This window comes from Pseudomonas sp. MAG733B (genome assembly GCF_036884845.1).
Lineage (GTDB): Bacteria > Pseudomonadota > Gammaproteobacteria > Pseudomonadales > Pseudomonadaceae > Aquipseudomonas.
Window position 1 is genome coordinate 2,277,241 of record NZ_CP145732.1, and the last position, 14,830, is coordinate 2,292,070.

The 14,830-nt window shown below is 59.4% G+C and carries 15 protein-coding genes; 8 read left to right on the plus strand and 7 right to left on the minus strand.

Going from position 1 to position 14,830, the window contains the following annotated elements; translation table 11 throughout:
• The first annotated feature begins 71 nt into the window (after positions 1-71).
• On the plus strand, positions 72-866 hold the full coding sequence (locus V6Z53_RS10375; RefSeq protein WP_338585408.1) for an SDR family oxidoreductase: 795 nt from the start codon (positions 72-74) through the stop codon (positions 864-866).
• 32 nt (positions 867-898) lie between these two features.
• On the plus strand, positions 899-2,173 hold the full coding sequence (fabF, locus tag V6Z53_RS10380) for a beta-ketoacyl-ACP synthase II (RefSeq protein ID WP_338585409.1): 1,275 nt from the start codon (positions 899-901) through the stop codon (positions 2,171-2,173).
• Here the strand turns inward: fabF and V6Z53_RS10385 are convergent.
• A complete protein-coding gene (locus tag V6Z53_RS10385; RefSeq protein WP_338585410.1) occupies positions 2,170-2,727 on the minus strand; it encodes a TetR/AcrR family transcriptional regulator in 558 nt (185 codons plus the stop codon). The two genes, fabF and V6Z53_RS10385, sit on opposite strands and share 4 nt — an antisense overlap.
• Before the next feature lie 175 nt (positions 2,728-2,902).
• On the opposite strand from V6Z53_RS10385, the gene V6Z53_RS10390 reads away from it, so the two are divergent.
• Both V6Z53_RS10390 and V6Z53_RS10395 read left to right on the plus strand, forming a co-directional pair.
• Positions 2,903-3,556, plus strand: coding sequence for a GntR family transcriptional regulator (locus tag V6Z53_RS10390; protein WP_338585411.1), 654 nt, complete (start codon positions 2,903-2,905; stop codon positions 3,554-3,556).
• Between the two features lie 15 nt (positions 3,557-3,571).
• On the plus strand, positions 3,572-4,423 hold the full coding sequence (locus V6Z53_RS10395; RefSeq protein WP_338585413.1) for a DUF1989 domain-containing protein: 852 nt from the start codon (positions 3,572-3,574) through the stop codon (positions 4,421-4,423).
• 106 nt (positions 4,424-4,529) lie between these two features.
• Here the strand turns inward: V6Z53_RS10395 and V6Z53_RS10400 are convergent, their stop codons facing one another.
• The 6 genes from V6Z53_RS10400 to rfbC all read right to left on the minus strand — a co-directional run bounded on the left by V6Z53_RS10400 (position 4,530) and on the right by rfbC (position 9,948).
• A complete protein-coding gene (locus V6Z53_RS10400; protein ID WP_338585414.1) occupies positions 4,530-4,697 on the minus strand; it encodes a DUF2897 family protein in 168 nt (55 codons plus the stop codon).
• A 125-nt stretch (positions 4,698-4,822) separates the two neighbouring features.
• Complete coding sequence (eat, locus tag V6Z53_RS10405; RefSeq protein ID WP_338585415.1) at positions 4,823-6,187, minus strand: ethanolamine permease; 1,365 nt, start codon at positions 6,185-6,187, stop codon at positions 4,823-4,825.
• Positions 6,188-6,379: 192 nt separating this feature from the next.
• Positions 6,380-7,249 carry a dTDP-4-dehydrorhamnose reductase gene (gene rfbD, locus V6Z53_RS10410; RefSeq protein WP_338585416.1) on the minus strand — a complete coding sequence of 290 codons (870 nt, stop codon included), beginning with the start codon at positions 7,247-7,249 and terminating at the stop codon, positions 6,380-6,382.
• Positions 7,250-7,296: 47 nt separating this feature from the next.
• Positions 7,297-8,169, minus strand: coding sequence for a glucose-1-phosphate thymidylyltransferase RfbA (gene rfbA / locus V6Z53_RS10415; RefSeq protein ID WP_338585417.1), 873 nt, complete (start codon positions 8,167-8,169; stop codon positions 7,297-7,299).
• The gene (gene rfbB / locus V6Z53_RS10420) at positions 8,166-9,248 is read right to left on the minus strand and encodes a dTDP-glucose 4,6-dehydratase (protein WP_338586479.1); all 1,083 of its coding nucleotides are present in this window, start codon (positions 9,246-9,248) and stop codon (positions 8,166-8,168) included. Before rfbB ends, rfbA begins: the two co-directional genes overlap by 4 nt.
• A gap of 154 nt (positions 9,249-9,402) precedes the next feature.
• Entirely contained in the window at positions 9,403-9,948 is a 546-nt protein-coding gene (gene rfbC, locus V6Z53_RS10425; protein WP_338585418.1) for a dTDP-4-dehydrorhamnose 3,5-epimerase, read from the minus strand.
• A gap of 228 nt (positions 9,949-10,176) precedes the next feature.
• Between rfbC and kdpF the strand changes: the two genes are divergently transcribed.
• From kdpF to kdpC, 4 genes are all read left to right on the plus strand, one after another.
• On the plus strand, positions 10,177-10,266 hold the full coding sequence (gene kdpF, locus V6Z53_RS10430; protein WP_007899818.1) for a K(+)-transporting ATPase subunit F: 90 nt from the start codon (positions 10,177-10,179) through the stop codon (positions 10,264-10,266).
• 8 nt (positions 10,267-10,274) lie between these two features.
• Complete coding sequence (gene kdpA, locus V6Z53_RS10435) at positions 10,275-11,969, plus strand: potassium-transporting ATPase subunit KdpA (RefSeq protein WP_338585419.1); 1,695 nt, start codon at positions 10,275-10,277, stop codon at positions 11,967-11,969.
• Between the two features lie 10 nt (positions 11,970-11,979).
• Positions 11,980-14,037, plus strand: a complete 2,058-nt coding sequence (gene kdpB / locus V6Z53_RS10440; RefSeq protein WP_338585420.1) for a potassium-transporting ATPase subunit KdpB — start codon at positions 11,980-11,982, stop codon at positions 14,035-14,037.
• Between the two features lie 173 nt (positions 14,038-14,210).
• On the plus strand, positions 14,211-14,756 hold the full coding sequence (gene kdpC / locus V6Z53_RS10445) for a potassium-transporting ATPase subunit KdpC (protein WP_338585422.1): 546 nt from the start codon (positions 14,211-14,213) through the stop codon (positions 14,754-14,756).
• Positions 14,757-14,830: the final 74 nt, after the last annotated feature.

Below are 14,830 nucleotides of genomic sequence, written 5' to 3' on the forward strand. Positions count from 1 at the left end.
AGTTTGCGGTCAAGACGCCTTGAGAACGAGGCGCTTGGCTTTCCCTTCAAGCATCTCTCAGGAGCACAGTCATGAATTCTGTCCAGTCCCAAGGTACGGCCCTCGTCACCGGTGCTTCTTCCGGCATTGGTGCGGTTTATGCGCAACGCCTGGCGGCGCGTGGTTTTGATCTGTTGCTGGTGGCGCGCGATCAGCAGCGACTGGATGAGGCGGCTGGCAAGTTGCGCGCCGAGTACGGCGTTCAGGTCGAAGTGCTCAAGGCGGATCTGACGCAAAAGGATGATGTGCTGAAACTTGAGCAACGGTTACGTAGCGATTCGAGTATCAGCCTGCTGCTGAACAACGCCGGTGTGGCTGCGGATGGTTTGTTGGGTAATGCTGATACCGATCTGCTGGAGCGAATGATTCAGTTGAACGTTACAACGGTCACCCGCCTGGCTTCAGCGGCGGCAGCCAGTTTTTCCAAGGCGGGCCGGGGTACGATCATCAACATTGCCTCCGTGGTGGCGCTGTTTCCCGAGCGTTTCAACGCGACCTACAGTGCCAGCAAGGCCTATGTGCTGAGCCTGACCCAGTCGTTGAACGCCGAGCTTGATGGCACCGGGGTCAAGGTCCAGGCTGTGTTGCCAGGTGTAACGCGCACCGAAATCTGGGAACGCTCCGGTATCGATGCTTCGCAGATTCCGGCAGAGATGGTCATGGAAGCCGGTGAGATGGTTGACGCAGCGCTGTCGGGGCTGGACCAGGGCGAGTTGGTCACCATTCCATCGTTGCCGGATGCCGCCGACTGGGATGCTTTCGTAGCGGCACGCCACGTTATGGCGCCGAACCTTTCCAAAAGCAAAGCCGCCGCGCGTTACAAATGAAGCGCGAGATGTCGGCATGAGGTGTTTGCGGTATGACTAATCGTCGAGTGGTTGTAACGGGTATGGGCCTGGTTTCGCCGTTGGGTAGCAGCGTCGAAGTGGTCTGGGAGCGCCTGCTCGCCGGGCGCTCCGGGCTGCGTAATTTGCCCGAGGCGGTAGTGGCCGATTTGCCGGCCAAGGTCGGTGGTGCAGTGCCGACCGCGGCTGATGATGCTGAGGCCGGATTCGACCCGGACCTGGCGACGCCACCCAAAGAGCAGAAGAAGATGGACCGTTTCATCCTGTTTGCGATGGAAGCGGCACGTCAGGCATTGGAACAGGCGGGTTGGAAGGCGCAAAGCGCTGAGGCCCAGGAGCGTACGGCCACCATTATCGGTTCAGGCGTCGGCGGTTTCGGCGCGATTGCCGATGCGGTGCGTACCACAGACAGCCGCGGTCCTCGGCGTTTGTCGCCATTCACCATCCCGTCGTTTCTGGTCAACCTGGCGGCGGGACATGTGTCGATCCAGCACGGTTTCAAAGGCCCGTTGGGTGCACCGGTAACGGCGTGTGCGGCCGGGGTTCAAGCGATTGGCGACGCAGCGCGGCTGATTCGTTCCGGTGAAGCGGATATCGCGGTATGTGGTGGCGCTGAGGCGGCGATCGATCGTGTCAGCCTCGCTGGGTTTGCTGCGGCTCGCGCCTTGTCCAGTGGCTATAACGACACACCGGAACGCGCTTCACGCCCCTTCGACAGTGGTCGTGACGGCTTTGTCATGGGTGAAGGGGCTGGACTGTTGGTGATCGAATCCCTGGAGCACGCCTTGGCGCGGGGCGCTCAACCGCTCGCCGAACTGGTCGGCTATGGCACCAGCGCCGATGCTTACCACCTGACGGCAGGTCCCGAGGACGGCAGCGGCGCTCGCCGCGCGATGTCACTGGCCTTGGCGCAGGCCGGTGTTGCGCCGGAGCAGGTGCAGCATTTGAATGCCCACGCAACCTCGACGCCGGTTGGCGATCTCGGGGAGCTGGCGGCGATCAAGGCGTTGTTTGGTGTGCAAAAGGGTATCGCGGTGACGTCGACCAAATCCGCCACCGGGCATTTGCTCGGCGCGGCCGGCGGGATCGAAGCGATCTTCACCCTGCTGGCGATCCGCGATCAGGTTGTACCGGCGACGCTCAACTTCGATAACCCGGACCCTGCCACCGAGGGTGTGGATATCGTCCATGGTCAGGCCAGGCCGATGGCGATCGAATATGCGTTGTCCAACGGCTTCGGGTTTGGCGGGGTTAATGCCAGCGTGTTGTTCAAGCGCTGGCAGGGTTAATCCTGGGAGTTCTTCAGGTGTTCGCGGGTGACGTCGAGTATGCGTTGGGCAAACTCGGCGTCGGCAACGCTGCGCGATAACAGCAACGCGCCGACCAGTGCAGACATGATCACAATGCTGCGGTCGGCGGCGTTCTCTCCTGCCAGGGTGCTCTCGATCTGATCGAGTCGCGCCTTGAGTACCACGTCGCTGGTGGGGCTCGGCTGACCACGCAGCCCCAGCTCAGAAGAAATGGTCAGCAGCGGGCAGCCTTCATGGGGCGAAGTCTGATGCCATTCCGACAGGTATGTGTCGATGAACGCTGCAAGTGGATTATTCTCGGCGAAGAGTTGCGCACATAACCCATCGACCTGTTCGCCTGCCTCTTGCAGGGCCTTCTCCACCAATTCGTCCTTGGACTTGAAGTGCGAATAAAAGCCACCGTGAGTCAAGCCCAGCGCTTTCATCAAAGGTTGCAGGCCGGTCGCGCCGATACCGTCACGGCGAAAGCGCGCCGAGGCTTCCTTGATGATGCGTTGGTGGGTCTGGGCTTTATGGTCCTGCGAGTAACGCATCTGATATCTCCACATCAATGCGCCCATCTTAACCAATGAAAATTGGATGGTGACTGTACTTCTACTTCTAAAAAGCATGCAGATGCGTCGAACGGGTATGAATCGCACAAACTACTGGCACGAATAGTGATTACTCATTAACTGACGATTGTTGAACAATCCTGAGGCATTGAGTATGAACAGCGGACTGTCACTGGCCGATCACATCACATTGGAGTTGCGCGCCGACATCATCGGCGGTCGCTTGCTGCCTGGCATGGCGCTGGTGGAAAACGATCTGGTGTCTGCCTACAACGCCTCGCGCAATACCATCCGCGAAGCATTGCATCGCCTCGGCCAGGAAGGCCTGACCCGGTATGTGCGCAACAAAGGCGTGATGGTGCGGCGTTTGGGTTTTGATGATGTGCGAGACCTGTTCAAGGTTCGGCGCACGCTCGAGCTGCAAGCCATCAATACCAGCCACTCGCTGCGCGACTACCAATCCGACCGGATGCTCGAAGCGCTGGAGGCCACCGAGTTGGCTCGGGAGCGCGAAGACTGGCGCGCCGTCGGCACCCACAGTCTGGCCTTTCATCAACACGTCGTCGGGTTGCTGCGCAGTCCGTTGTTCGATGAGTTCTTCACCAATGTCGTCGCGCAATTGCGCCTGGTGTTCTGCACGGCTCCCGATGAATCAAGTTTTCAGGCGCCCTGGCTTATTCGCGACCGACAGATCCATGAGCTGCTGGTCGAGGGTGATAAACGCGCCGCCGAGAATGCGATGAGCCTCTATCTCGACGATTCCGAACACCTCCTTTTACAAATGCTCGCTCCATCTTCCCATCACTGATCGAGGATTCTTGCCATGTACAAAGACTATCCGGCGGCCTATCAAGTCAGCAAAGGTTCGGCCTTGCAGGTGGACACGGCCTTCTATGAACGGGTGCGGGACGCTAAGGACGGGCGCACATTGATCGAGTCTTTCGAGGTGCCGATTCGCACCGGCCGTGCCTGGAATGTTCCGGCCGGGCATGTGTTCCGGGTTACAACGCCTGTTGGCCCGCAAGTGGGCGACTTCAATGTCTGGAATGCCCATGATCCGCGCGAACGCCTGTGGGCTTCACGCACCCGGCAGCTGCAGGGGGCGCATGTCAGCACCCATGACCGGTTGTGGTCGAACCTGCCGTTTCTTCGGCCGCTGGTGACCATCACCGATGACAGCCTGGCCGGTTACGGGATCGATGAACACGGCGGCCGCTTGCACGATTTGCTCGGCACGCGTTGCGATCCCTATGTGAACAAAATGCTCACTGGCGAGGATTTCCATCATCACTGCCATTCCAACCTGACCCGCGCCGTACTGCCCCACGGCCTGACCGAATTCGATGTGCATGACGTGCTGAACATATTCCAGTGCACGGGCCTGAACCACGACGACATGTACTTCATGAAAGCCTGTCCGGCGCAGAAGGGCGATTATCTGGAGTTCTTTGCCGAGATCGATTTGCTGTGCGCACTGTCGACCTGCCCCGGCGGTGACCTGTCGCTGGCGATGTGGGGGCCGGATGCTCAGGACCCGTTAAGCGTATGTCGTCCGCTGGGCGTGGAAATCTATCGTCTGGAGGATTCGTTGCTGGAAGGCTGGAGCCAGCCGGAGCGTGCGGCGTACAAAGGCCTGCATGGCTTGCACATCGCCAAGGCCGATTGGGAAAAATAATCTACACACACATTGGACTTGCAGGAGCCAGGCTCGTCCGCGACAGCGTCCTAGAGATCGCCATCGCGGGCAAGCCTTGCTCCTACGAAAAGCGGTTCAGCCGTTTTTAGCGGTCCTGCGCATCCTTGGCATCCGCTTGCGCGTTGCGTTCAGCCACGCGAGCGCGCTGTTCTTCGGTCAGCTCAACTTTGGTGGCGGTGTCGCGCAGCATCATCAACCCGCCAACGATCGAGCCTATTGCAACGATCAGAATCAACCAGGCATACCAGGGCATAGGGGCTCTCCTTAAAAGCAGGTCGATTGACGGATTTCGCCAATCAATCCTGCATACCACTATTGAGCGAATTATTTTCGCAGTGGTTCCATTCTATGCCTGATATGACCCCGCACCGTCACTGATTAAAGCCCGGTCAACATCGCATCCGCCGGGGCATCGGCACGCAGTTGCGCAGTGAGTACGAAGTACACGAAACCCACGGCCATGAAGGCGAGGAAAATCAAGCCGATCAGGGTGTTGAACCAGGCCATGGCCACCAGGCACACCACCGCCAACACCAGGGCAATCATTGGCACCAGTGGGTAGCAGGGCGCGCGGAAGGTACGCTCCAGATTCGGTTCGGTTTTACGCAGCTTGAACAGGCTGAGCATGCTCATGATGTACATCACGATGGCGCCGAACACGGCCATGGTGATCATCGCGGCCGTCAGCGTCATGCCGCCGAGATTGATCAGGCCGTCGCTGTAGATCGCCGCGATGCCGATCACGCCGCCGGTGATGATCGCCCGGTGTGGCGTTTGAAAGCGCGACAATTTGGCCAGTGATGCCGGCAGGTAGCCAGCGCGGGCGAGGGCGAAGAACTGCCGCGAGTAGCCGAGGATTATCCCGTGGAAGCTCGCCACCAGCCCGAACAGACCGATCCATACCAACATGTGCAACCAGCCCGAGCTTTCGCCGACCACGGTTTTCATCGCCTGCGGCAGCGGATCGTTGATGTTCGACAAAGTGCGCCAATCTCCGACACCACCGGCAAAGAACATCACGCCCATCGCCAGCAACACCAGGGTCAGGATGCCGCTGATGTAGGCCTTGGGAATCGTGCGTTTAGGGTCCTTGGCTTCTTCGGCGGCCATGGCCGCGCCTTCGATGGCGAGGAAGAACCAGATCGCGAACGGAATCGCTGCGAACATCCCGGCAATCGCCGGTGCGCCGAATACATCAGACCCGGCCCAACCATTGAGGGCGAAGTTGCTGAAGCTGAATGCGGGCGCGACCACGCCCATGAACACCAGCAATTCAGCGACTGCCAGCACGCAGACCACCAACTCGAAAGTCGCCGCCAGCTTCACGCCGAGGATGTTCAGGCCCATGAACACGATGTAGGCACCGACCGCCGCGTGCTTCGGATCGAGGGCGGGGAACTGAACGTTGAGGTAAGCACCAATCGCCAAGGCAATCGCTGGCGGGGCGAAGACGAATTCGATCAGCGTCGCCAGCCCGGCGATCAATCCACCTTTCTCGCCGAAGGCGCGGCGGCTGTAGGCAAACGGCCCGCCAGCGTGGGGGATCGCGGTGGTCAGCTCGGTAAAACTGAAGATGAAACAGGTGTACATGGTGGCGACCATGAAGGACGTCACCAGAAAGCCCAACGTCCCGGCTACACCCCAGCCGTAACTCCAGCCGAAGTACTCCCCGGAAATCACCAGCCCCACCGCAATGCCCCACAAGTGCAGCGTGCCCAGCGTGGGTTTGAGTTGTGTGTTCATGCGTTTGCTCCCTGAACGGTTTGGAAAGCTCGGGGAGGGCAGTGCAGTGGACGTGCCAGTATTCCGACAGCGGTCGTAAAGGAGGAAAAGTTGTCGTATCGGGGATGTTCGCTGCTAAGTACCGGCTTTTTGTGCGCCAGTCAGGCGCATGACTGGCTCCGGGTGCCACCTTCGTGGGCAGGCCTAAGGTGCTCAAGCTTGTTTGGCGAGACATTCGCGCAGGGCGGTTTGCCAATCCGGCTGGCTGACGCCCCATTCACGTTGCAAACGACTGCAATCCAGGCATGAATTGAGTGGCCGGGCGGCAGGCAGCGGGTAATCGCTGGAGGAAATCGGCAGCAGAGTTGCGCAATTTTTTCCCTGTTGCCGCAACGCCTCGCCAATGGCCTGAGCAAAACCAAACCAGGAAGTGCTGCCCTGAGCTGTCAGGTGATAAACACCCCAGTTCGCCGGGGCGTGTGATTGCCAGCGCTCAATCAAGGCCCGGGTGCTTTGGGCTACGGTGCCGGCCCACGTGGGCGCCCCGATCTGATCGGCAACCACCCGCAGTTCTGCTTTTTCTTGCAGTAACCGCTGCATGGTCAGCAAGAAATTGCGGCCCTCGGTCGAGTAGAGCCAACTGGTGCGCAAGATGAGGTGCTTGCCCTGCACCTCGATGATTGCCTGCTCGCCGGCCAGCTTGCTCTTGCCGTAGACCCCTAGCGGGTTTGGCCTGTCGTCCTCGTCGTAAGGAGCGGTTTTCATCCCGTCGAATACATAATCGGTCGAGTAATGAATCAGCGGGATATCGAGCGTCAGCGCCTCTTCAGCAAGGATGCCGGGCGCTACGGCGTTGATGGCGAAGGCTGTTTGCGGTTCGCTTTCTGCGAGGTCGACCGCGGTATAGGCTGCTGCGTTGATGATCAGATCGGGAAGGATGCATTGGACCTGACGACGAATCTGATCGGGTTGTGCCATGTCGAGCTGATCGCGACCCAGCACGATCAGCTCGCCGAGAGAGCCCAACCGGTGTTGCAACTCACGTGAGACCTGGCCCCGACGGCCGATAATGAGAATTTTCATCTGGGTAGTCCGGCTCCGTCCATTTCAGAAGCCGGATTCATTCAGCTTCATTGTTCCCCGGCCAACTTGGCAAGGTACTGCCCATATCCGGTCTTGCCGAAATAATGGGCGCGCTCAAGCAGCTGTTCGCGATTGATCCACTTATTGAGATAAGCGATTTCTTCAAGGCAGGCAATTTTCAGACCTTGGCGATGTTCGATGGTCTGCACATATTGTGAGGCCTCGAGCAGGCTGTCGTGGGTGCCGGTGTCGAGCCAGGCAAAGCCACGGCCGAAGCGCTCGACTTGCAAGTCACCACGTTCCAGGTAGGCGATGTTGATGTCGGTGATTTCCAGCTCCCCTCGTGGCGAAGGTTTGACCTTCTTGGCGATTTCAATCACATCATTGTCGTAGAAATACAGACCCGTGACGGCGTAACTGGATTTAGGTTTTTTTGGCTTTTCTTCGATTGATACCGCACGACCTTCGGTGTCGAAATCAATAACGCCGAAGCGTTCAGGGTCTTTGACCCAATATCCGAACACGGTAGCGCCAGAGGATCGTTTTGCCGCGTTCTGCAACTGACCACCAAAGTACGAACCATGGAAGATGTTATCGCCGAGGATCAGGCACACAGGGTCGGTACCAATGAATTGCTCGCCAATCAGAAAGGCCTGAGCCAAACCATCCGGTGATGGTTGTTCGGCATAGCTGAAACTCACGCCAAACTGGCTGCCATCACCGAGCAAGTTGCGGTATTGAGGCAGATCCTGAGGGGTAGAGATCACCAGAATTTCTTTGATGCCGGCCAGCATCAAGACTGAAATCGGGTAATAGATCATCGGTTTGTCGTAAACCGGTAACAGCTGCTTGGACACACCGAGCGTAATCGGATGCAGGCGCGTGCCTGAGCCGCCCGCCAAAACTATACCTTTCATCAAGCGAGCAACTCCTTGGGATTGATGGCGCCCAGGCGTTCACCTTGGTAGCTGCCATCTTGTACACGTTGGCACCACTCCAGATTGTTCAGATACCACTGAATGGTTTTACGCAAACCGGTCTCGAATGTTTCTGCGGGTTTCCAACCTAACTCGTGTTCGATTTTGCTGGCATCGATTGCGTAGCGCAGATCATGGCCTGGGCGATCCTGAACAAATGTGATCAGGTCGGCGTAATGCGCGACACCTTTCGGTTTTTGAGGAGCCAGTTCCTCTAGCAACGTGCAAATACTGCGCACCACATCGATATTTTTTTGTTCGTTGTGCCCGCCGATGTTGTATGTCTCTCCGACTTTTCCTGCGCTCAACACTTTGAGCAGTGCCCGGGCGTGATCTTCGACATACAGCCAATCGCGCACTTGCAGTCCATTTCCATATACCGGTAATGGCTTGCCCGCCAAGGCATTGAGTATCACCAGCGGGATCAACTTCTCTGGGAAATGGAAGGGTCCGTAGTTGTTCGAACAGTTCGTCAGCAAGACCGGCAAGCCATAAGTGCGATGCCAAGCGCGGACCAGATGATCGGAAGCCGCTTTGCTGGCGGAGTACGGCGAGCTGGGAGCGTAGGGCGTTGTTTCCGTAAACAGATCCTCGACACTATGCAGATCGCCATAGACCTCGTCAGTGGAAATATGGTGAAAGCGGAAGGCACTTTTTTCCGGCTCGGCGAGGGTCTGCCAATAGGCGCGAGTGGCTTCCAGCAGGCTATAGGTGCCAACAATATTGGTCTGGATGAAGTCAGAAGGCCCGTCGATGGAGCGATCAACGTGGGATTCAGCTGCCAAATGCATGATCGCGTGCGGCTGGAAACGGTTCAGCACAGCACTGACAGTCGCCAGATCAACGATGTCGGCTTGAACGAATTCATAGCGAGTGTCGTTGGCAATGCTGGTCAGCGATTCGAGATTGCCAGCGTAAGTCAGCTTGTCCAGGTTAAGCACTTCATGGCTGGAGTATCGAATCAGCTCGCGAACCAGGGCAGAGCCGATGAAACCGGCACCGCCGGTAATGAGGATACGCATGATGGCCAGCCTTTTCAGTAAGTCGATAACAAATGGGTATAGCTTGTCGGCATGACCGGGGTTGCGCAATAGGAGTGTGGGACCGATTTTGCTTTAGTCGAGCAAGTGGAAACTTCTACCGAGCGCCTGTGTGTAAGGTGCCTATGAGCACGGTTCAGGAGAATACGTCAGCAACCCTGAAGTTCGCCGCAGCCTGATCCTTCGCCGACAGTTGCGGCGCTTCGTCCAGTTGCCAGTCGATGGCGAGGTCCGGATCATCCCAGCGGATGCTGCGTTCGGCGGCCAGGTTGTAGTAGTCGGTGGTCTTGTAGAGGGATTCGGCGAACTCACTCAGCACCACGAAACCATGGGCGAAACCTTCAGGTATCCAGAGCTGGCGACGATTCTCGGCGGACAGTCGCACAGCGACCCATTTGCCGAAATGCGCTGAGCTGCGGCGAATGTCCACGGCAACGTCGAGTACTTCGCCGGCAGTGACCCGCACCAGTTTGCCTTGGGTGTTCTGCAGTTGGTAATGCAGACCGCGCAACACCCCTTTGCTTGAGCGCGAATGATTGTCCTGAACGAAATCAGCATCTAGCCCCGTGGCTTCCCTGAAAGCCTTTGCATTGAAACTCTCGTAAAAAAAGCCTCGTTCATCACCAAACACCTTCGGCTCGATGATCAGAACACCGGGCAAATCGGTGGTGACTACTTTCATGGTGTTTTTCCGGCAATGGGCAGCGACAGCCGACATTCTTGCGCAAAGTCGCAGTGGGAGCGAGCCCGCTCGCCACAAAGGTCGACAAAACGCTGCTGTAACGCCCGCATAAACCCACTCTTTACGCTTTCTTTATGCCTCGCCCACACCCTCGGTCTCGTTCCTTTACAGGCTCCTTTCCGACAATGGCTGCACACGCGGCAATACGCCGTAACACGGAGAACTTCCATGAGCGTTCTGGACGGGGTGTCACTGCTGTTGGCAGTGGGGCTGTTCATTTATCTGTTGGTTGCGCTGTTGCGCGCGGACCGGAACTAGGAGCGGCTATGCACAGTTATGACTATTGGCTGATCCTCGCGTTTTTCGCGGTGGTATTGGTCCCAGCGCCGTTTCTCGGGCGCTTCTACTACAAGGTAATGGAAGGCCAACGCACCTGGCTGACGCCGATTCTCGGCCCGGTCGAGCGTGGCTGTTATCGTGTGGCCGGCGTCGATCCGCAGGCCGAACAGAGCTGGCAGAAATACACGCTGGCCTTGCTCGCGTTCAACCTCGCGGGCTTCCTGCTGTTGTTCGCGATTCTGTTGTTCCAGGATCACTTGCCGCTCAACCCGCAGAATCTGCCGGGTCAGGAGTGGACGCTGGCGTTCAACACCGCCATCAGTTTCATGACCAACACCAACTGGCAGGCCTACAGCGGCGAAGCATCGCTGAGCTACCTGAGCCAGATGGTCGGCCTCACCGTGCAGAACTTCGTCAGCGCCGCCACCGGTCTGGCGGTTTTGGTCGCGCTGTGCCGTGGCATCGGCCGCAAATCCACCGCGTCGCTCGGCAACTTCTGGGTCGACATGACTCGCGCCACCCTCTACGGCCTGCTGCCGCTGTGCCTGCTGCTGGCGCTGTATCTGGTGTGGCAAGGCGTGCCGCAAACCTTCGCGCAATATGTGAATGCGGTGACCATGCAGGGGGTTGATCAAGTGATCCCGCTCGGCCCGGCGGCAAGCCAGATTGCGATCAAGCAACTGGGCACCAACGGCGGTGGCTTCTTCGGTGTCAACTCGGCGCATCCGTTCGAGAACCCGACAGCGTGGAGCAACCTGTTCGAACTGTCGTCGATCATTCTGATTCCCGTGGCGTTGGTGTTCACCTTCGGCCACTACGTGAAAGACCTGCGTCAAAGCCGCGCGATCATCGCCTGCATGCTGGCGCTGTTCCTGATTGGCGGCGCGACTTCGCTGTGGGCTGAATATCAACCGAACCCGGCCCTGAACAACGTCGCCGTCGAACAGGCTGCGCCGCTGGAAGGCAAGGAAGCACGCTTCGGCACCACCGCCACCGTGCTGTGGTCGGTGACCACCACCGCAGCGTCCAACGGTTCGGTCAACGGCATGCACGACAGCCTTAACCCGCTGAGCGGCATGGTCGCGATGGTCAATATGATGGTCGGCGAGGTGATCTTCGGCGGCGTCGGTGCCGGGCTCTACGGCATGTTGCTCAACGTGCTGATCGCGGTATTCCTTGCCGGCCTGATGATCGGCCGCACCCCGGAATACCTCGGCAAGAAACTGCAAGCCAAGGAAGTGCAATTGCTGGTGGTGACCTTGATGGTCATGCCGATCGGTGTGCTGGTGCTCGGCGCCATTGCCGCCAGCCTGCCCGGTCCGGTGGCCTCGGTGAGCAACCCCGGCCCTCACGGTTTCAGTCAGTTGCTCTACGCCTACACCTCGGCCAGTGCGAACAACGGTTCCGCGTTCGGTGGCTTCGGCGCCAACACCCCGTTCCACAACCTGATGCTGGGTCTGGGCATGTTGATCGGTCGCTTCGGCTACATCCTCCCGGTTCTGGCGTTGGCCGGCAGCCTGGCGATGAAGAAAACCGCGCCGATCGGCCAGAACAGCTTCCCGACCCACGGCCCGCTGTTCGTGACCCTGTTGACCGTGACCATTTTGCTGGTGGGCGGCCTGACGTTCCTGCCGACTCTGGCTCTGGGTCCAATCGCCGAACATTTGAGCATGGGCTTCTGAGGACTATTTGATGAATATGCCCGTAACTAAACCGGTCGCCGTGAAAGCGCCGGAGCAACCGAAAACCGCGATCTCGGCCCTTTGGCGTCCGGCGCTGGTGCAAGCCTTCGTCAAGCTCGATCCGCGGCAATTGCAGCGTGCACCGGTGATGCTGGTGGTCGAACTGACCGCCATCCTGACCACCGTGCTGTGCTTCATTCCCGACACGGCGGTGCCGACCTTCGTTGCCGCGCAAATTGCCGTGTGGCTGTGGTTCACCGTGCTGTTCGCCAACTTCGCCGAGGCCCTGGCCGAAGGTCGCGGCAAGGCCCGCGCCGACAGCCTCAAGGCTGGCAGCGAAGGTTTGAGCGCCCGTCGCAAAAGCAGCAACGGCACCTTCCAGGTGGTGCCGGCCACCAGCCTGCGCAAAGGTGATGTGGTGCGCGTCGAAGCGGGGGAGATGATCCCCGGTGACGGCGAAGTGATCGAAGGTATCGCAGCGGTCAACGAAGCAGCGATTACCGGTGAATCGGCGCCGGTGATCCGCGAATCCGGCGGCGACCGTTCGGCCGTCACCGGCAACACGCGGCTGGTCTCCGACTGGCTGCTGGTGAAGATCACCGCCAACCCTGGCGAGTCGACACTGGACCGCATGATCGCTCTGGTTGAAGGCGCCAAGCGCCAGAAAACCCCGAACGAAGTAGCGCTCGACATCCTGCTGATCGGCCTGACCCTGATCTTCCTGATGGTGGTGGTCACGCTGCAACCGTTCGCCCACTTCGCCAACGGCAACCTGCCGCTGGTGTTCCTGGTGGCGTTGTTGGTCACGCTGATTCCGACCACCATCGGCGGCCTGTTGTCAGCGATTGGTATCGCCGGGATGGATCGCCTGGTGCGCCTGAACGTGATCGCCAAATCCGGCCGCGCCGTGGAAGCGGCGGGGGACGTGCACGTCCTGTTGCTGGACAAGACCGGCACCATCACCTTCGGTAACCGTCGTTGCACCGCGGTCTATGCCGCGCCGGGCGTCACTGCCCGCGAACTGGCCGAAGGCGCATTGTTTGCCTCGCTCGCCGATGACACCGCTGAAGGTAAATCCATTGTCGAATACCTGCGTGGTACCCAACCGCAGCCAGAGCCATCCGCCGAATTGCTGACTGCCGTGCCGTTCAGCGCTGAGACTCGCTTGTCCGGTGTCGACTATCAGGGGCGCGTGTATCGCAAAGGCGCGGTGGATTCGTTGTTGGCCTTTGTGGGCCTCACTCGCGCCGATCTCGCCGCACCGTTGTCCCGTGAAATCGACAAGATCGCCCAGAGCGGCGGCACCCCGTTGCTGGTCTGCGTCGACAGTAAATTGCTCGGTGCGATCCATCTCAAGGACGTGGTCAAGCCCGGCATCCGCGAGCGTTTCGCCGAACTGCGCAAACTGGGGATCCGCACGGTCATGGTCACCGGCGACAACCCGCTGACCGCTGCGGCGATTGCTGCTGAAGCCGGTGTGGACGACGTGCTGGCGGAAGCCACGCCGGAGAAAAAACTGGCGCGCATCCGTCACGAGCAAAACGACGGACGCCTGGTTGCGATGTGCGGCGACGGCGCCAACGACGCCCCGGCCCTGGCCCAGGCAGACGTCGGCATGGCAATGAACGACGGTACGCAAGCGGCGCGTGAAGCGGCCAACATGGTCGACCTCGACAGCGACCCGACCAAGCTGCTGGACGTGGTGCAGATCGGCAAGGAATTGCTGGTGACTCGCGGCGCGCTGACGACGTTTTCCATCGCCAACGACGTGGCCAAGTACTTCGCGATCCTGCCGGCGCTGTTCGCCTCGATCTATCCGCAACTGGGCGTGCTCAACGTCATGCACCTGAGCAGTCCGCAGAGCGCGATTCTCTCGGCCATCGTGTTCAACGCCCTGATTATCGTGGTGCTGATTCCGTTGGCGCTGCGCGGTGTGCGAGTGCAAGCGGCGAGCGCGGCGGCGTTGCTGCGACGCAATTTGCTGATCTACGGGCTGGGCGGGATTCTGGTGCCGTTCGTGGGGATCAAGGCGATCGACATGCTGTTGACGGCGTTGCATCTGGTTTGACCTTGCATGGCGGTGTGTCAATCACGCCGCCTTCGCGGGCAAGCCATGCTCCTACAGGAACAGAGTGTTCGCGCAATCTGCGAGCAACATCAAACCGTAGGAGCAAAGCTTGCTCGCGATGAATGCACCACGGTGCAACAGGTTGAGCACTTTACGAATTCGAGGATTTTGAAATGTCCACAATGATACGTCCGGCCCTGAGCCTGCTGGTTCTGATGACCCTGATCACCGGTGTCGCTTATCCCCTGGTGGTCACCGGCGTGGCCCAGGTTGCCTTCCCGGATCAGGCCAATGGCAGCCTAGTGCGCGACACTGACGGCAAGGTCCGCGGTTCCTCGCTGATCGCCCAGGATTTCGTCGGCGATGCCTGGTTCCACCCACGACCATCGGCCGGTGCCTTTGCCACCGTGGCGAGCGGCGCGAGCAACCTGTCGCCAAGCAACCCGGCGCTGGCCACTCGGGTGATCGACGATGCCAACAAATTGCTGGTGCCAGGTCAGGGCCCCGTGCCGCTGGCCATGCTCACCACGTCCGGCAGCGGCCTCGATCCACACTTGCCACCGGCCGCAATTGCCTATCAACTGGCGCGTGTTGCGACGGCGCGTAACGTGCCGGTGGCGACCCTGCAAAACCTGCTGGACGCCCATATCGAGCAGCCGCTGGTGGGGCCGCCGGTGGTGAATGTGCTTGAGCTGAATCGGGCGCTGGAAAACCTTTAGTAGACGATCGTTCCCACGCTCTGCGTGGGAATGCATCAACGGACGCTCCGCGTCCGCTCTGGATGGGACGCGGA

Coding starts and splice junctions, on each gene's coding strand:
- kdpB (WP_338585420.1), top strand. CDS start 11,980: ATGAATATGCCCGTAACTAAACCGGTCGCCGTGAAAGCGCCGGAGCAA.
- kdpF (WP_007899818.1), top strand. CDS start 10,177: ATGAGCGTTCTGGACGGGGTGTCACTGCTGTTGGCAGTGGGGCTGTTC.
- kdpA (WP_338585419.1), top strand. CDS start 10,275: ATGCACAGTTATGACTATTGGCTGATCCTCGCGTTTTTCGCGGTGGTA.
- rfbC (WP_338585418.1), bottom strand. CDS start 9,948: ATGAAAGTAGTCACCACCGATTTGCCCGGTGTTCTGATCATCGAGCCG.
- fabF (WP_338585409.1), top strand. CDS start 899: ATGACTAATCGTCGAGTGGTTGTAACGGGTATGGGCCTGGTTTCGCCG.
- V6Z53_RS10390 (WP_338585411.1), top strand. CDS start 2,903: ATGAACAGCGGACTGTCACTGGCCGATCACATCACATTGGAGTTGCGC.
- V6Z53_RS10385 (WP_338585410.1), bottom strand. CDS start 2,727: ATGCGTTACTCGCAGGACCATAAAGCCCAGACCCACCAACGCATCATC.
- V6Z53_RS10395 (WP_338585413.1), top strand. CDS start 3,572: ATGTACAAAGACTATCCGGCGGCCTATCAAGTCAGCAAAGGTTCGGCC.
- V6Z53_RS10375 (WP_338585408.1), top strand. CDS start 72: ATGAATTCTGTCCAGTCCCAAGGTACGGCCCTCGTCACCGGTGCTTCT.
- kdpC (WP_338585422.1), top strand. CDS start 14,211: ATGTCCACAATGATACGTCCGGCCCTGAGCCTGCTGGTTCTGATGACC.
- eat (WP_338585415.1), bottom strand. CDS start 6,187: ATGAACACACAACTCAAACCCACGCTGGGCACGCTGCACTTGTGGGGC.
- V6Z53_RS10400 (WP_338585414.1), bottom strand. CDS start 4,697: ATGCCCTGGTATGCCTGGTTGATTCTGATCGTTGCAATAGGCTCGATC.
- rfbD (WP_338585416.1), bottom strand. CDS start 7,249: ATGAAAATTCTCATTATCGGCCGTCGGGGCCAGGTCTCACGTGAGTTG.
- rfbB (WP_338586479.1), bottom strand. CDS start 9,248: ATGCGTATCCTCATTACCGGCGGTGCCGGTTTCATCGGCTCTGCCCTG.